This window comes from Acinetobacter sp. ANC_7553 (genome assembly GCF_056779895.1).
In genome coordinates this window covers 1-16,228 of sequence record NZ_JBWYIV010000012.1, presented here as the reverse complement: position 1 = coordinate 16,228, position 16,228 = coordinate 1, and the positions used below count along the sequence as shown (strand labels likewise).

The following is a 16,228-nucleotide window of genomic DNA, read 5'->3' as shown; positions in this document are numbered from 1 at the left end:
TTTTTTTCGTAAATTTTTAAACGTTTTGCTGCTCAGGATTTATGTCTGATTCTGATTGATAAGTTTGAATAAATGTCTGAACATCTGGGTTTTGAGTTGTATACACCATTGTCATCAAGGCATCATCAAACTGAAAAGCGAGAGTAAAGCCAAAAATTTTAGCTAAGCTTTGTGTATTCCCAAGTGTTGGATAAAGCATTAAATAGTGATGTTGCTCAATATTCGTATTGGCAAAATTTTGCTCAATTTTCTTAAGTGTGTTGAGTTGAGTAATGTCATCCAACAGAATTGTAAAGGGCTGCTCATTTTCCACTTTGAACTGATGATCAATGTTATAGCGATCTAAACTCTGTTTCAGTTGTTTTTCATTTATCGCAATATCTAATGTTTTCGTAGGTAAAACATTTTCAATTTGAATTTTAGGTGAAGCTAAACAACAGCTCGAAATATATTCTGCAGGAATATATTGTTCTGAAATCCAAATCTTTTCATCCAATGTATCTTGATCAATTTCGGAATCAACGATAAACACAAGACTTATAGACGACTCATCTTTTTCAATACTTTGTAAAAGATGAATCCATTCACTATAGCTTGTTTCAGCACCCCAATAGTGGTGTTCCACGTGAAACACTTCAGGAATATAATTGAGCTGACTCAGGTAGTCTGAAATGAGTTGCTCAGAATCTTGTTCATCCCAAACATGCAGTAATTCTTCAGCGAGAACCAGGTGGATTTTAAGCTTATTCAGTCGATAAACTTGCTGCACAGAAGGAATATCTTCTTCCCCATCATGATACTCAGCCTGAGGATCAATCCATGCTGGATGCATACGATAAGATTGGCTAATTTGAGTATCGTAGAAAAGCGCTGATTTTTTTAAATGCTCACTAATTTCCCAGAGTATTTCTGTTTGTTGTTCGAGTTGAGTCAGAATCAATTGATGAATGCGGTATTGCCGTTTGAAGCTATATTCATCCTCTTCATCTTGTTCGACGTCTAAATCAGAAATTCGATAACTCAGAATAGGCAACCCATACCCATTCAATAATTTGTCATCAAGTTCAGGGCTCTTGAACTCCCGAATCGCATCAATAATTAGATGATTTTCACCCAAAGCATTGAGTGCATAAGCGCGATAGACATTTAAATTGATCCACTCCACGGGCTCAGGCTGTAGCTCCTCAATTGTGGTCTCATCGCTAAGTTGAGGATCATTCTGTTTATTTTTTTGCTCTTTTATCCAATGATAAATCATATAGGGCATCACCAAAAAAGCAGTGATTGCAACAGGTAACAATCCAAAAAAGATAAGTAGATCACTGCCAGAAGGATCAAAATTGATGTCACGCCAATACAGCACCACAATCGCAGAAATCACCAGATAAACAGTAAGGAACACTCCAACAATGATTTTGATCATGACGCTACTCCAAGCAATGGGTAGCAAGTTTCATCATTGTCTAGCGGTTGATTATGAGCTAAAAAGGCACCCTGACTAAGCCCCATAGAATGCTCCGAATTTAAAGTAATAGGCTGTATTTCTTGTTTTGATAAAATTAAACGAACATCAACCAATAAGGTTGGGCTACACCAGCTTTGTAGTAGTTTTTTTAATTTTAAACTTAGTTTTTGTTGTGGTAGAAAATCTAGGTAAGTTTTACGATCCAACGGTCCAATTTGAATTTCAATTTTGCCATCAATTTGGGTAATAGTCTCTCCACAAAATGTATTCAATCCTAACAAGCTTGGCGTCGCCCCTCCTAAGGATGTTCTCTGCTGAAGCTCTAATTTAAATTTTTCAGGGATAAACTCTTGTATTGCCACATGCTGATTAAATACCTGTGCAATCATGGTTTTTAAAGCATGTGTTGTATTATTTTGCCCCTGCATTAATCCTGCAAATTCAGCAAAATAATCATCAAGTTCTTGTTGTTGATGTTGCTGACTAATATAACCATTTAATGCATGGATAATATTCAGATAATGATTTTCAGACTCGACCTCATACCGTACTGGTAAATTGTACTTGACCGTCGCATCAACGAATTGTGAAGTGAGCTTATGATTAAATAAACTCAAAAATTGCGTTGTTTCAACTCGAAATTTGCGTGGTGCTGATTTAACTTTATTGGTATAGCTATAGGGTAATGCCCCCTGCATTCCAGTCAAACCCACCATTAAATTTGTAAGCTGAACTTTTTCATCTTCTAAAGCGAGTGATTCAATTTCTTTTTTAGGGAAGTTAAGCTCTAAGGAAGGATGAAATTTAAAATCACGATCCCATGGTGTATGTGGCCGAGCATAGGGCACATGTCTTAACAATCGAATCGACTGAATAAATTCATATGCAGTCGGCTGTTGAAATAAATGGTCTGTTACAGAAGCTTCTTGCCACCAACATTCTGCACGCATTGGTATAACTCCTGTTGTGATTGAGCATCTTCGATTATGACATCGACAAAACTGTTTAACTGCACTTTTAAGTTAAACACATGACTCAGCAATTGACTGAAAATATAAAGACTATGACCTCTGAATATTTGTTCATCGATTCGGATAACAACTTTGAGTCCTCGTACGAAAAGCGGGAAAGGTTTTGCTTCAACCAACTTATGCGTCAGGCTAAATTCAATTTGTTTAATCGAATTAATTAACAGATGATTTTCTTTATTCGCCGGTAAGTTATATAACTCTAATAATTCTTTTAAATGTGCTACCGCATCCCCTTTCATCAGTGCTAACGTATTTAATGAAAGATGAGAAATAATGCGCCATTGCTCTTTCTGATTTTGCTCAAATTGATAGGGTAAACTCGGACGCTTCAATACCAACGCTCGACGTGCCAAACTACTATCATTCAGATTTAAAATATTATTTGACTGGCTTAATGCTTCATGCGGTAAATTCCGATTCGAACATAGCAATACGGTGCTAATAAAATCAGACTTTGTATCATACGGCTGTAAATGCTTAGAAATAATGGAATAACCCGTTTCAACAAACTTATTGTTGAGCTGTGATGAGTTCAATGCATAGAAAAATTGGACATTTTCATCATGGTAATGACTCATTCCAAAGAACGGCAACACTGGATGATAAACCTGTTCCTGATTAATCTTTTCACGAACCATGTGCATTTTCTGAATCGAATAGACCTGATAAAACTCAGGATGATGCGCATCCGTGATCAATGGATATTCAAGTTGTCGATGATGTATTTTTTGTGGTTCAGCATTTTTTTCAAAAAGATTAACAGCCGGCGTGCTAAATAATTTAAAATTTGCAACATTCAGCTCTGAATAATTACGAATAATCGCCTGATCGTTTAGGTTTAACTTAAAATGAATTTGGAGATCAAAACTCGTTTGTTGATCTAATAAATTTGTTAAAAAAGACAAATCAAGATTAAGAAAACTGAATTTATCTGCAAAACAAAAATATTCCATCAACAAGCGATAGGCATGATGTGTATGTTGATCAATAGGCAATAAACTCTCATCTTCCTCAAAGCCCATTAAGGAAAATGGATTAGAAATTTGATAAAGCTGTGTTCCAATGCGTACCGTAAAAGTCGTATCTTTTTTGAAAATACTATCCAAAACTTGCAGCGGAAAATTTGAAATAGCATCTAAATAAATAGGGAGTTTTTCTTGATGAATCCACAAGCCTGCTTCATTGAAAGTTTCAAAACTTAATTGCAAAGTGGCATTTTGGTTGAGATAAATTTGAGCACTTGGGTTCGTTTTAAATTGAACTTGGTTCAGTTGAATGGGAAGTAATCGTACAGCTTGAGAGGTATTAAATTCACATTGTACCCCCTTAAAGCTTCGTGATTTTAGCGTTGTTGCCTGCGGAATGACGTGAGCTTCTGTTAATTGTTTTATTTTATTTTGATCTTCGAAACTGACGACTGTACAACTTGGAAAATGTCTTAGATATTGAGGGAACATCACCTCAAACAAAGCACGTGTAAAAACGTCATAACTGTCTGCTAATTTTTTATCAATTCGAGCAGCAATCAACGAAAACGCCTGAATTAAGCGCTCAATGTGTGGATCATCAATCTGTTCTTGGTTGAGCGAGAGCCGTTGGGCAATTTTAGGATACTTCTGAGCAAACTCACGAGATTGTTGTCCAAATTCTTGTAATTGTTTTTCGTAGTACGGTAAAAGTTCTTCTATCACAAAAGCCCCAATCTTAAGATCTAGCCGAAATTACATATTGTTGTGTCGTTGGTTTCAATAAAGCATCAAAAACTACAGGCTCATACAATGGATGGATATTTAAATATGCTTGAATACTGAGGCAAAGTGCGCCCATATTGTCGCTGTCTAACAACATTTCAACTTGAATTTGTCGTAGGCGAGGTTCATGTGCCACAATGGACTGCTGAATAGATTGGCAAATTTTGTCTCGATCGATTGGATTCGCTGTTGATAATCCAACAAAATCAATAATGCCAAACTGTGCAATCGAGCCTTTAACCGTAGGGAAGTCATCAATCTGATCAAACTTAGCTACTCGACTATTGAGTAGATCTTCCAAGTCATGTGCAACAGATTCACGTAGCTCTTGCATAGACAAGCCTTTGATCTGATCCTCGTATTCTGGAATCAAGCGATCAAATAAAGTTGAACGGAAGCCAAATGGATAAAGATGATCTAAATTTGTTTTCATCTTGCCTACTCTAGAAGATGAATAAAGGCCAACTTAAGTCAGCCCCTACTCCTCTCACTTTCAAGACTTTAAGCTTTGTAGCTTGCAGTGTTGTTAGAAAGTGACCATTGCTTCGTGATCGCACCTTTTTGAGTACCATCGATATCTTGTTGGTTATATGTCCACTCAACAGCAGCATATTTCAAACCAAATGCTTCAGTCGGAACACCTTCAGCATTTACAGATGGTGTTACGCTTGAAACTAGAACATGTTTCAATTTGATTTGAAGGTACTTGATACGCTTATCACCATTCGCACGGTAGTAATCGATTTGTACTTCATCAAAAGTGTAACCAGCAGAACATGCTTCCCAAAGTTTCGGGCTAGTCGCATCTAAATCTTTAACGAATAACATGTCTGAATGTTCAACACGCTCAGAAGTATGACCACCAACACTTGAAGATGTCGCAGATTTAGGCTGACGGATGTTATGAGACCAAGAATTAACTTCCAACCAATCTTTGTGCTCAGTGTCACGAGATTCGCCGTCTACTTTGTATTTTCCTCGAAATTGAACATATATATCTTTCATGAAGATTTCCTGTTTTATTTAACGTTATTATAAAGTTGCTCTATTTAATTAGAGGACTGAGGTAACTCAGTGACAAGTCTCAAAGATACCGACAACTCGTCCAACTGGAAGTGCGGTCTTAAAAACACGACCGATTTGTAGTGACCAGGGTTCGCCGGGTCTTCCACAACTTTTACAGATGCTTCACGAAGTGGGCGCTTAGCTTTGGCCTCTTGTGATGCACCATCATCTAGTAATACATATTGAGATAACCAATCATTCAAGAAGCTTTCTACATTTCCAGCTGAAGCAAAACTTCCGACTTTATCTCGCATCATTGCTTTCAAATAATGCGCAATACGCGACACAGCCATGATGTATTGAATCTGGCTTGAGAGTGCTGAATTTGCATTCGCTGTATCGCTATCATACTTCTTAGGCTTTTGAGTCGATTGAGCCCCAAAGAACGCTGCGTAGTCTGTGTTTTTACAGTGTACTAATGGAATAAAGCCGAGATCACTCAACTCTTTCTCACGGCGGTCAGTAATCGCAACTTCTGTCGGACACTTAAATACAACTTCACCATCATTGGTTTTGAAGGTATGTACTGGCAAGCCTTCCACTAAACCACCACCTTCAACCCCACGAATTGCCGCACACCAACCATGCATATCAAATGCATTCGTTAAACGTGTACCGAAACCGTATGCTGCATTCATCCAGAGATATTGATCGTGATCTTCACCTGAGACTTCTTCAACGAAGTTAAAGCCTTCTGTTACCCAACCCTCTTTAGGGTCATAAGGCAGGCGACCTAAAACACGTGGCATAGTTAAAGCCACATAGCGAGAATCATCACTTTCACGGAATGAGCGCCACTGTACATATTCTGCAGTTTCAAAAATTTTAGATACATCACGAGGACGATCAATTTCAGTGAAAGATTCAAGACCTAGAATTGAAGGGCTTGCTGCTGAAATAAAGGGTGCATGAGAGGCAGCGGCAACATGAGAGATTTGTTCTAAAAGATACATATCTGACGGTGTGCGATCGAATTCAAAATCACCAATCAAAGTTGCGTAAGGTGCACCACCAAAAGAACCATATTCTTCTTCATACACCTTTTTGAACAATGTGCTTTGATCAAAGTCAGTTGCGCCTTGGAAGTCCTTAATCAATTCTTTTTTAGTGGTATTTAAAATGCGGATTTTAATTAAAGGATTTGAAGGTGTTTCTTGACAGAAATAGTAAAGTCCACGCCAAGTCGACTCAATCTTTTGAAATTGTTCATGATGCATAATTTTGCTTAATTGAGCAGAAATTAAAGCATCAATTTCAGCAATACGCTTATCTATTGAAACCGTCATGTTTTCTGAAACAGTAATTGTTCCAGCCATAACTTCTTTGGCTAATTCACCAATTAAATTTTTCGCACGAACATGTTCATCATCGTTACGCGCAATTCGACTTTGTTCAACAATCGAATCTAGAAGACTCGTTTCTTCAACAGCATTGCTTGTCGCAGGTGCGGTTTGTAAATTACTCACGGTCGTCGCCTCCTGCTTCAGCACTTAATTTGCGTACTTGATCTGTATTTTGAAGAATTTCATCAAGCAGATCTTCTAAACGTTCGCTATTTGAAATTTTATTACGCAAATCTGAAAGGCGTTCACGCGCTTCAACCAATTTGCGTAAAGGGTCAACTTGTTGAACAACATTTTCAGGTCGGAAATCTTCCATTGAGTTAAAAGTAAGATCTACCGACATATTTCCACCCTCTTCCGAAATTGTGTTTTCAACTTGGAAGGCTGCTCTTGGTGCTAGCGAACTCATTACTTCATCAATGTTATCCAAATCCACATTAATAAATTTCTTATCTTTCAGTTTGGTTCTTTCAAGTTCAGATGCTGCTGAAAAGTCCCCTAATACACCAACAACAAAAGGAAGTTCTTTTATTTCTTTACCATCACCTACTTCTACGTCATACGTCAGTTGTACTCGAGGTGGTCGGATGCGTTGTAATTTTTTTTGAACACTTTCACGCTTAGCCATATTATTTTTTCCTAAATTTGTAATTTGATCAGTTCAACGAGCCAAACGGATTCTCACGTTTTGGTGCTGCTGGTTTTTCAACTTTCGCAGGTGTCGTTGTTTTAGCAGGTGTTGTTTTTGCTGGAGTCGATGCACGGCGCGTTGTACGTGCAGGCTGTCGAGTAGTTCGAGTCTCTTGAACACGCTTAGGGGCTTCTTCAACTTTGGTTTCGATTACAGTCAAAGGTTTAGCTTTTTTAACTGCTTCAGAAAGTGCCAACGCAGGTTCGTAAGTCTCTTCAGTCAAATAACGTACTTCTGGTCCACGCATTTGCTCTAATGCCTCATTCGCGATTCCGATTCCAGCTAAAAACTTAGTATCTGTTAACGATGAGTGCTGAACATTTTGTGCATTAAGACTGTTCACCAATTGAAGTGCTTTCTGATTTTGTCCGATTTGTTGAAAACGCTGAGCTGCTTGTGCTAGAAAACCATTTTTGTTGTCTTTATTTTTTTTATCACATGCTTGAGCATAAATTTGTAGCAATGTCTGGTCTGTTTCACCCGCTACTAATGGATGATCTTTAACACAACCTCTTTTGAGTTTTACTTCATCTGCGTAAGTTGTAGACGCCATCCCCAACCCAATTAGCAGAGTTGTCAGCAGAATTTTAGTATTCAAAACACACCCTCATTTATTATAAAATTTACATTAACTATATGATTCATTAAATCATTTTTTTAACACACTCAATGTTTAGAGCAATGTCTTCTAGATATTAGATTTAATTAAAATTTAAACTTATAAATGCAAACTTAGTCAACATTATGACCATTATAATAAAGAAACAATTAAGTTTTTTAAGTTACAAAATTATATAGTTCTGTAAACGATTCACACTATAGGATAGTTTTTTTATCACCTTTATTTAGGTAGAATAAAAAAATATGGGTGAATTTTTTCATACTAAAAATTATTGTTTATTAAATATTTAGTCGTTAAAAATCTTAAAAATAGACGTTATGCAGGTCTATTTTAAGTAACTATAAATAATTTGAACACAGAGAATTCTGATGAATAACTTGAAAATTTTGATTACAAAACTATCTCCTACGACAAGAACAGCACTAGAAAAGTCTGCAAATTATTGTATTAATCAACAAAATTACGAAATCGAAATTGAACATCTACTCTTCGAATTATTAAATCAAAACTTAAAAAATGATCTCTCTATTTTGCTCGATCACTATAAAATTTCTAAAAATGCACTGATCGATGATTTACAAGAAACGATTTCGCACTTGCCCAAAGGCAATACGCGTACACCTATTTTTGCTCAATCGATTGTACGTCTGCTAGAACAAGCTTGGCTTATTGCTTCCGCAGATCAAACCCCAGTCATCCGTAGCGGGCACTTATTAGTTGCGTTATTGACTGCAGGAGATTTATATCAAATCGCGCTTCGTGCATCGAGTTTATTCGATCTGTTCCCGATTGATACGATGAAACACAAATTTATAGAAATTTGTAAAGCTAGCATTGAAGAGCATCTCCCTCAAGCTGATCATCAAAATGATGTTCAGGGTCAGGATACGATTCAAAGTTCAGAATCTCATGCAAAAACACCTGCACTAGATCAATACACCATTAACTTGACTCAAAAAGCGCTTAACGGTGGGATTGATCCTGTCATTGGACGTGAGTTTGAAATTCGCCTTATGTTGGATATTCTGATGCGTCGTCGTCAAAATAATCCTATTTTAACAGGTGAGCCAGGCGTAGGTAAAACTGCTGTCGTTGAAGGTTTAGCGCTGAAGATTGCCAACAACCAAGTGCCTGATGCATTAAAAAATGTACATATCCATGTTCTTGATATGGGTCTATTACAAGCAGGTGCAAGTGTAAAAGGTGAGTTTGAAAATCGCTTAAAACAAGTCATCCAAGAGGTTCAAAGTTCCGCTCATCCTATCATCATCTTCATTGATGAAGCACACACACTGATTGGTGCAGGCGGTCAAGCTGGTCAAAATGATGCGGCGAATCTCCTTAAACCAGCCTTAGCACGTGGCGAGTTAAGAACAATTGCTGCAACTACATGGGCTGAATATAAGCAATATTTTGAAAAAGATGCGGCGCTCAGTCGTCGTTTCCAAGTCGTCAAAGTTGAAGAACCGACTGAAGAAGTTGCGATTGATATGCTTCGCGCCATGATTCCTGTCATGGCTAAACACTTTAATCTTCAAATCGATGACGAAGCCATTGTGACTGCTGTTCATTCTTCACATCGATATATTGCTGGTCGACAACTCCCAGATAAAGCAGTGAGTATTTTAGATACTGCTGCCGCTCGTGTGGCATTAACTCAGAATGCTCAGCCGGTAAAGTTAGATCAGCTACATGCTCAACATCATAATTTATTGCTTGAATTAGATATTTTGGAACAAGAGAATAATCAGTTCCCACAGCATGACGAACGCCTCTCCAATCTTAAAAATACGATCACTGAAATAGAAAATGAGTTAAATGCCACAACTGAAAAGTGGAAACAAGAACTAGAAATTGTTCAAAAAATCAAAACACTTGAGCAAAAAAATTCTGAATTAAAACATGAAGAACACATTAATGATTTTAAAAATCAGATTCAGCAACTTAGATCCGATTTAAAAATATTACAAGGTGAACAACCTCTGGTATTTGAACGTGTTAATGCTCAAATCATTAATGAGATTATTTCAGACTGGACTGGTATTCCTGTAGGAAAAATGGTCAATGACGAAATCAAGCAAATTCTAAGTTTAGAAGAAAAACTGGAACAACGCGTCATGGGTCAAGACTATGCCCTGCATCAACTTGTTCAAGGAATCAAAACCTCTAAAGCAAAACTTGAAGATCCAAACAAGCCTCAAGGGGTATTTATGTTGGTTGGACCAAGTGGTGTGGGGAAAACAGAAACGGCTTTAGCTTTAGCCAATGAGCTGTATGGTGGGGAATCTCATCTCATCACGATTAACATGTCTGAGTATCAAGAGGCTCATACTGTTTCCTCATTGAAAGGTGCGCCTCCAGGCTATGTAGGATATGGTCAAGGTGGTGTCCTCACTGAAGCTGTTAGACGCAATCCGTATAGCGTTGTTTTGTTAGATGAAATTGAAAAAGCACATTCAGATGTTCAAGAGTTATTTTACCAAGTCTTTGACAAAGGCACACTTGAAGATGGTGAAGGACGTGTTATCGATTTTAAAAATACCACAATTTTATTGACCTCTAACACTGGCTCAAGCGCAATTATGCAGGCCTGTTTGACTAAACCTGTAGAAGAATGGCCTACGGCAGAAGACTTAATTGAACATTTAAAACCAAGTTTATATAAACAGTTTAAACCTGCCTTCTTGGGACGTATGCGTATCGTGCCTTACTTCCCACTCCATGATGATCTACTTGTGCGTATTATTCATCATAAGTTAGGCAAAATTACTGATCGTATTTTCAAACAATATCAAACACGTGTTGAGTACACGGATGATTTGGTGGAACTACTCTTAAGTCGCTGTACAGAAGTCGATAGTGGCGCACGTAATGTCGACAATATTCTAAACTCTTCAGTTTTACCTGAACTTGCAACACAAATATTGATCGCCTTGGCGGATAACAAAGTCCCTAAGTTAATTCAAATTGATAGCAAAGATGACGTGATTGAGTATCGATTAGATCCAACAACAGCACCGAAAAAGCGTAAAGCCACCAAAAAGAAAATTGTTGAAGCATAATTATTTGAGTATATAAATTAATATGAACATTGATATAGAACAGCTACTTCAACCAATCTCAGATCAAGCAATCTGTGGCGAAGATCTATCTTTTTCGAATGAATTTCATGAAATCAAGAAAGCGAAAACCCAAGATGATCCGCTCTTAGATATGGGGGATTGGGTAGCTGAACCTAAACAAGCAGATTGGTCATTTGTTTCGGCAAAATGTATCGATGTTCTGACTCAAAAAAGTAAAGATATTCGTTTATTGACTTGGTTAAGCGAGGCTTGGAGTCAACTCTACGGTTATGAAGGAGTCGCTCGTAGCCTTGAGCTTTCGCATCGTATGTTATCCAATTATTGGAAAGATATACATCCTGAAATTGAAGATGATGATTTAGATCAACGTCTAGGTTTATTGCAAGGTTTGACTTCTCAGTTACCTGCTTTGATTAAACGTGTTCCACTCATCAATTCAGCTCCTTTCTATTCAATCTATGATTATGAAAAATTACTGCATCAACAAAATGTAAGATTAAAAAATGCTGATGATTATGGATCTTCTCAGAATCATCCAGAACTCGAGCAATTCGAACAAAGCTTATTTAATACCTCAAAAAGTTTCCAATACAACAATTATCAGTTCTTTTTAGAAATTTTGACGCACTGGGATACCCTCAAGCAAGTACTTGATCAACTGATGCAATTAGATGCTCCAAGTTTCGCAAATACTGATTCTCAGTTGGAAGACATACATAAAACACTGAAAAAAATTTACAAAGCAGATGCATTTTTAATGTCTGAGGATACTCCTGACATGAATCAAGACCTACAATTCCAAGAAAACAATTCAAATATAAATTCTGCTCCAACAGCAAATATACAAGCAGCAGTAACTCAGCAGTCATTTCAACCTCAACCACAAAGTCATCTACAAAATCGTGAACAAGCAATGCGGGTGCTTAAAGATATTGCGGATTATTTTCAAGCAAATGAACCACATAGTCCTGTGAGTTATATGCTTCAAAAAACCATTAAATGGAGCCAAATGCCGCTTCATGAATGGCTCGCACAAGTCATTAAAAACGATAACAACCCATTGGAATCAGTCCATGAACTCTTGGGTGTAAAAAATAGCAATGAATCTAATGAATGGTAATCTCAATGTTTAAAGCAGAAAAAGTACTGTGGGGTGAAGGTCTATTTTTAAGACCGCAGCACTTTCAAATTCAAGACAGTTATCATGAACAGCGTTTAAATCAAACTATTCGCGCCACCATTCCATTCGCATATGGGGTACAACAGCTCAAATTTGATGAATCTCAATTAACGACCCATGTGCTAGCAATTGAGCACATTGAAATGATTTGGCAAGATGGTGAAATTTACGCTGCTCCTTCGCGAGATCTTTTACCTCAGCCCGTACTGCTCGATGAGCTCAATTTCCGTGGTGAAATGACCATTTTTCTTGCGCTCCCTATCGTTCAACCAAACAAGCGTAATATCGCCCATGAGGCTTCGACACAACCAAGTCGATATCATTCGTATCTGAATGAAACTCATGATTTGTTCACAGATGCCACACCTGCTGAAATTACTTACATTCGTCGTCGTGCTGAGCTGAAATTGCTGGAATCTCAGAATGATACTCCTCATGAACTGGATGGTTTTTTATATTTGCCGATAGGAAAAATTAAGCGTCATAGTTCAGGAAGCTTTGAACTTGATACAAAATTTATTCCACCAATTTTGCATATTGCTTCATGTGAGTCATTGGTTGCTAATTTAAAACGTACCTTGAATGTCATTAAAGCAAAAATCAAAACTATTCAAACCAACAATCGCGAAAACGAACAAAAATTAATTGAATTTAGATCAGGTGACATTGTTTCATTTTGGCTAGTGAATGCATTGAATACTGCTCATGCAACTCTCAGCCATTTATTGACTCATCCCCAAATTCACCCTGAACGCTTATTTTTTGAATTACTCAGATTGACTGGCTCATTATTGACATTCTCAACAGCCTATGAAGTTGAACATTTACCTCAATATCAACATCATAATTTACAAGATAGCTTTGCGCAGTTAGATGTCATTTTAAGAGAGTTACTTGACACAATCATTTCAAGTCGATACTTCAATATCAGTCTTAAAGAAATACGTCCTTCGTATTGGGTTGGTAGCTTAGAGTCAGATAAGATCACTCGCGAATCTCGTCTGTATATTGCTGTGTCTAGTTCAATGATGCAGACACACGAACTTGTACAAATTGTCCCACTACGTTTTAAAGTGGGCACAACAGTCGATGTTGAGCAACGTGTCGTCTCTGCATTGCCTGCTATTCCGATTCACCATTTGATGCAAGTACCTACTGCGATTCCAGTCCGCTCTGGTGTGAGTTATTTTGAAATTGAACCTCATCATGAACTCTATCAACGCATGTTGGAGTCTGAAACCATCTGTATTTATGTACCTGCTGGATTCCAAGATATCAGTATTGAACTCATCGCAGTGATGAATGGCTAGAGATTGAGAAGAGAAAAATATGAATATGCCTAATGGAGCACCTTCACTGTTCGATGACGGTCAGATTGGAGCAGGCTCTACACCACAGCAACAGAATAAATTGACACAGTCTTCTAATTTGGTTGATTTAATGCATGACGGTTTCTATATCGTTTTTTTAATTCGTAACCAATACGTTCCTGACAATGTCGATGAATTTCGCCAAAAAATCATGGATCAACTACAACGTTTCGAATTACAAGCGAAGAAGTTGCAGTTCTCAGCCGAGGATATCCATGATGCAAAATATGCATTTTGTGCATTACTTGATGAAACGATTGTCACACAACAGGACCCTAGTTATTTCCATTTACAAAATTCGTGGTTAATTAGTCCTCTTCAGTTAACTTTATTTGGATCTCAACTCGCAGGTTATCAATTTTTTGACTTATTAGAAAAAATTAGAACTCGTGGAAAAGATCGCTTAGCGGCTTTAGAAGTTTTTCACTACTGTTTACTGTTAGGTTTTCAAGGTAAATACCGTATTGAATCAATTGAAAGCTTAAATCATTTGGTTGCACGCGTAGGCGATGAAATAGATTATTTAAAAGGTAAAAAAGCCCTCTTTTCACCTTTCGCTGCATTGCCTGATCAAATTAAAAACATTATTCATAGAGAACTTCCATTCGCTTGGATTCTATTATTTTTACTCCTCTTTGCATTATTGGCATTTTCTGGACTTCGCTATATGCTCAGTCAACAAGAGACCAAAGCCATGACTCAATATAATAATGTCATTAGTGCACCTGCTGAACAGGCCCACATAACGATTCATTTACCATAAAAGATATTCAATATGAGCCAAGAAAAGAAAAATATTAGAGTCCTTACACCTACTAAAAAAAATAAAAAAATTTCGCCTCTAGTAAGTGGGATCATTGGTGTAGCAATTGGTATCTCTGCCACATCTTTAGCTTTTTATACCTATTTAAATCAACCAAGCTTCCAACCGATTAACGCAGCAGATACAGATTCAACACACTCAAATGATAAATTGTCCAATATTGATTCGGGAATCACCCAAGCTGATCAAAACGAGCAATCTGAACCTGATGAATATCACCAAGCTCAACCCAAGCTAAATGAGCTTAATAATATTTTCAAACATCAGCAAACAAACTCTGCTCAAGCAACTCAACCAGTGACTTCAAGTAAAAATCCCTTTGAATCAACTTTTAATCAAGCGCAACCTTTAAGTAACAAAACTCCCCAAGTTCCACCTAAAGCAGAACCAGTAAAAAAGACCACAACTGAAGCATTACCGAAAACCATAAAAAAGCCTGAGTCTAAGCCTACGACAGCCAATGCAAATAAAGTTGCTGAAAGTAAAGCTGACACTGATGAAAATATTGATATTCCTGTAGCCAGCGTAGAAGTTTCAGTCACACGAACTGCGAAAGAACCTGCACCGTGATTTTTTTTATCATTGTCAGTTTTGTGATATTAATCATCGCACTGACTTTATTGATGTCTTATGAGATAAGACAAAAAGTAATAGATTTTGCACAAAGCTTATTACCACAAGGTAAAAAAAAGCTTTTAAACGCACGTAAATTTGCACATGAAATGAATCATGCTGCTTCAGCAGACCAAATTCAAACGCATTGGCACTTACAGCAATGGTGGATACTCATTGCTGGTTTTTTCTTACTTAGCAGTATTATGCTTTTTGCTTTTACAAAACCCGTTGATCCTACAAAAATAGAAGCGAACTATTTAAAGAAAGCTGATCCTCAAATTTATAACTTATTAAATGGGGAAATTCTTTCCCCTCCTCCAGAGGTTGAAGAAAGTCTCGTCGATGCAGCAATCGTTGAAGCTGTACGTCTTGAGCAACAATATCAAGCTCAAACTGGCGGTTCTGTTTCATCGACAACTATTCCTAATGTAGAAAATTCAGAGTTGTCTCATGGTCATCTCGATACTTCAATGGTAAATCGTAAGTGGGACAAGATGCATCCACGCTATAAACAACGTTTACTTATGGTCTTCAAAATTATGAAGGAACAACATGGCTATGAATTAGTATTACTAGAGGGTTATCGTAGTCCTGCACGACAAAATAGCCTATCTCGGAATAAAGCAACCACCTTAGCGACTGCATACCGTAGCTATCACCAATTTGGTTTGGCAGCTGATGTCGCATTCAAGCGAGATGGTAAAGTCGTTATTTCTGAACGTGATCCTTGGGCTATGCGTGGCTATCAGTTATATGGTCAAGTTGCTGAGTCTGTCGGTTTAGTTTGGGGAGGACGTTGGACAAAAATTCATGACTACGGTCATACAGAATATCGAATGCCTGGCTTGGTTCGTAGCAAGGAAACTCATGATCGTTTCATGCGAGAAGCTGAACAAGGTAATTTAATGGCAAGCAATATAGAACAGTAATAATCCGTTGATTCTCTTTTCAAAATGCCTGTTAACGATACAGGCATTTTTGTATTTATTGATATATTTTGCGCTTGTAATTAACTATGTGAAGACATCGATTTAGAAGTTAATTTTCCCGTACCCCATGCATTTCCCTTAATTTTATTTGTTCATTTTTTTCTTTTCACATAAAAAAACACCCCCTTCTATTGAAGGGGGTGTTTAGAATAATGAGCTGGCGATGACTTACTCTCACATGGGTAACCCCACACTACCAT

Annotated in this window: 14 protein-coding genes; 6 read left to right on the top strand and 8 right to left on the bottom strand. The window is 37.4% G+C overall.

All coding sequences use genetic code 11. The features are described from left to right. Positions 1-16 precede the first annotated feature (16 nt). The 8 genes from AC1M9I_RS10410 to AC1M9I_RS10375 form a co-directional block, all read right to left on the bottom strand. The gene (locus tag AC1M9I_RS10410; RefSeq protein WP_481592764.1) at positions 17-1,423 is read right to left on the bottom strand and encodes a hypothetical protein; all 1,407 of its coding nucleotides are present in this window, start codon (positions 1,421-1,423) and stop codon (positions 17-19) included. Then, entirely contained in the window at positions 1,420-2,415 is a 996-nt protein-coding gene (tssG, locus tag AC1M9I_RS10405) for a type VI secretion system baseplate subunit TssG (protein WP_481594546.1), read from the bottom strand. Before tssG ends, AC1M9I_RS10410 begins: the two co-directional genes overlap by 4 nt. Further along, positions 2,379-4,187, bottom strand: a complete 1,809-nt coding sequence (gene tssF, locus AC1M9I_RS10400) for a type VI secretion system baseplate subunit TssF (protein ID WP_481611017.1) — start codon at positions 4,185-4,187, stop codon at positions 2,379-2,381. The genes tssG and tssF overlap by 37 nt, the downstream gene beginning before the upstream one ends. 13 nt (positions 4,188-4,200) lie before the next feature. After that, positions 4,201-4,680 (bottom strand): type VI secretion system baseplate subunit TssE, encoded by a 480-nt coding sequence (tssE, locus tag AC1M9I_RS10395; RefSeq protein WP_481611016.1) that lies wholly within the window; start codon positions 4,678-4,680, stop codon positions 4,201-4,203. 68 nt (positions 4,681-4,748) lie between these two features. Further along, positions 4,749-5,252 (bottom strand): Hcp family type VI secretion system effector, encoded by a 504-nt coding sequence (locus AC1M9I_RS10390; RefSeq protein WP_092766611.1) that lies wholly within the window; start codon positions 5,250-5,252, stop codon positions 4,749-4,751. A 44-nt stretch (positions 5,253-5,296) separates the two neighbouring features. Then, positions 5,297-6,778 (bottom strand): type VI secretion system contractile sheath large subunit, encoded by a 1,482-nt coding sequence (gene tssC / locus AC1M9I_RS10385; protein ID WP_481594547.1) that lies wholly within the window; start codon positions 6,776-6,778, stop codon positions 5,297-5,299. Further along, the gene (gene tssB / locus AC1M9I_RS10380) at positions 6,771-7,283 is read right to left on the bottom strand and encodes a type VI secretion system contractile sheath small subunit (protein ID WP_092766613.1); all 513 of its coding nucleotides are present in this window, start codon (positions 7,281-7,283) and stop codon (positions 6,771-6,773) included. The genes tssC and tssB overlap by 8 nt, the downstream gene beginning before the upstream one ends. Positions 7,284-7,311: 28 nt before the next feature. Further along, positions 7,312-7,899, bottom strand: coding sequence for a hypothetical protein (locus AC1M9I_RS10375; protein WP_092766614.1), 588 nt, complete (start codon positions 7,897-7,899; stop codon positions 7,312-7,314). A gap of 434 nt (positions 7,900-8,333) precedes the next feature. On the opposite strand from AC1M9I_RS10375, the gene tssH reads away from it, so the two are divergent. The 6 genes from tssH to AC1M9I_RS10345 are packed head-to-tail and all read left to right on the top strand — an operon-like array spanning position 8,334 to position 15,968. Then, positions 8,334-11,030 carry a type VI secretion system ATPase TssH gene (gene tssH, locus AC1M9I_RS10370; protein ID WP_481611035.1) on the top strand — a complete coding sequence of 899 codons (2,697 nt, stop codon included), beginning with the start codon at positions 8,334-8,336 and terminating at the stop codon, positions 11,028-11,030. 22 nt (positions 11,031-11,052) lie between these two features. Beyond that, positions 11,053-12,171 (top strand): type VI secretion system protein TssA, encoded by a 1,119-nt coding sequence (gene tssA, locus AC1M9I_RS10365; protein WP_092766616.1) that lies wholly within the window; start codon positions 11,053-11,055, stop codon positions 12,169-12,171. A 5-nt stretch (positions 12,172-12,176) separates the two neighbouring features. Then, positions 12,177-13,541: a type VI secretion system baseplate subunit TssK gene (tssK, locus tag AC1M9I_RS10360; protein ID WP_481594548.1), complete on the top strand. Its 1,365-nt coding sequence runs from the start codon at positions 12,177-12,179 to the stop codon at positions 13,539-13,541. A gap of 19 nt (positions 13,542-13,560) precedes the next feature. Beyond that, positions 13,561-14,364 carry a type IVB secretion system protein IcmH/DotU gene (gene icmH, locus AC1M9I_RS10355; protein ID WP_481592014.1) on the top strand — a complete coding sequence of 268 codons (804 nt, stop codon included), beginning with the start codon at positions 13,561-13,563 and terminating at the stop codon, positions 14,362-14,364. A gap of 12 nt (positions 14,365-14,376) precedes the next feature. After that, positions 14,377-14,994 (top strand): hypothetical protein, encoded by a 618-nt coding sequence (locus AC1M9I_RS10350; protein WP_481592760.1) that lies wholly within the window; start codon positions 14,377-14,379, stop codon positions 14,992-14,994. After that, a complete protein-coding gene (locus tag AC1M9I_RS10345) occupies positions 14,991-15,968 on the top strand; it encodes a M15 family metallopeptidase (RefSeq protein WP_481594549.1) in 978 nt (325 codons plus the stop codon). Before AC1M9I_RS10350 ends, AC1M9I_RS10345 begins: the two co-directional genes overlap by 4 nt. Positions 15,969-16,228 lie beyond the last annotated feature (260 nt).

Excerpts from the sequence above, each read along its gene's own strand:
- AC1M9I_RS10410 (WP_481592764.1), bottom strand. The coding sequence starts at position 1,423 with ATGATCAAAATCATTGTTGGAGTGTTCCTTACTGTTTATCTGGTGATT.
- tssG (WP_481594546.1), bottom strand. The coding sequence starts at position 2,415 with ATGCGTGCAGAATGTTGGTGGCAAGAAGCTTCTGTAACAGACCATTTA.
- tssE (WP_481611016.1), bottom strand. The coding sequence starts at position 4,680 with ATGAAAACAAATTTAGATCATCTTTATCCATTTGGCTTCCGTTCAACT.
- AC1M9I_RS10390 (WP_092766611.1), bottom strand. The coding sequence starts at position 5,252 with ATGAAAGATATATATGTTCAATTTCGAGGAAAATACAAAGTAGACGGC.
- tssB (WP_092766613.1), bottom strand. The coding sequence starts at position 7,283 with ATGGCTAAGCGTGAAAGTGTTCAAAAAAAATTACAACGCATCCGACCA.
- AC1M9I_RS10375 (WP_092766614.1), bottom strand. The coding sequence starts at position 7,899 with ATGGCGTCTACAACTTACGCAGATGAAGTAAAACTCAAAAGAGGTTGT.
- tssA (WP_092766616.1), top strand. The coding sequence starts at position 11,053 with ATGAACATTGATATAGAACAGCTACTTCAACCAATCTCAGATCAAGCA.
- tssK (WP_481594548.1), top strand. The coding sequence starts at position 12,177 with ATGTTTAAAGCAGAAAAAGTACTGTGGGGTGAAGGTCTATTTTTAAGA.
- icmH (WP_481592014.1), top strand. The coding sequence starts at position 13,561 with ATGAATATGCCTAATGGAGCACCTTCACTGTTCGATGACGGTCAGATT.
- AC1M9I_RS10350 (WP_481592760.1), top strand. The coding sequence starts at position 14,377 with ATGAGCCAAGAAAAGAAAAATATTAGAGTCCTTACACCTACTAAAAAA.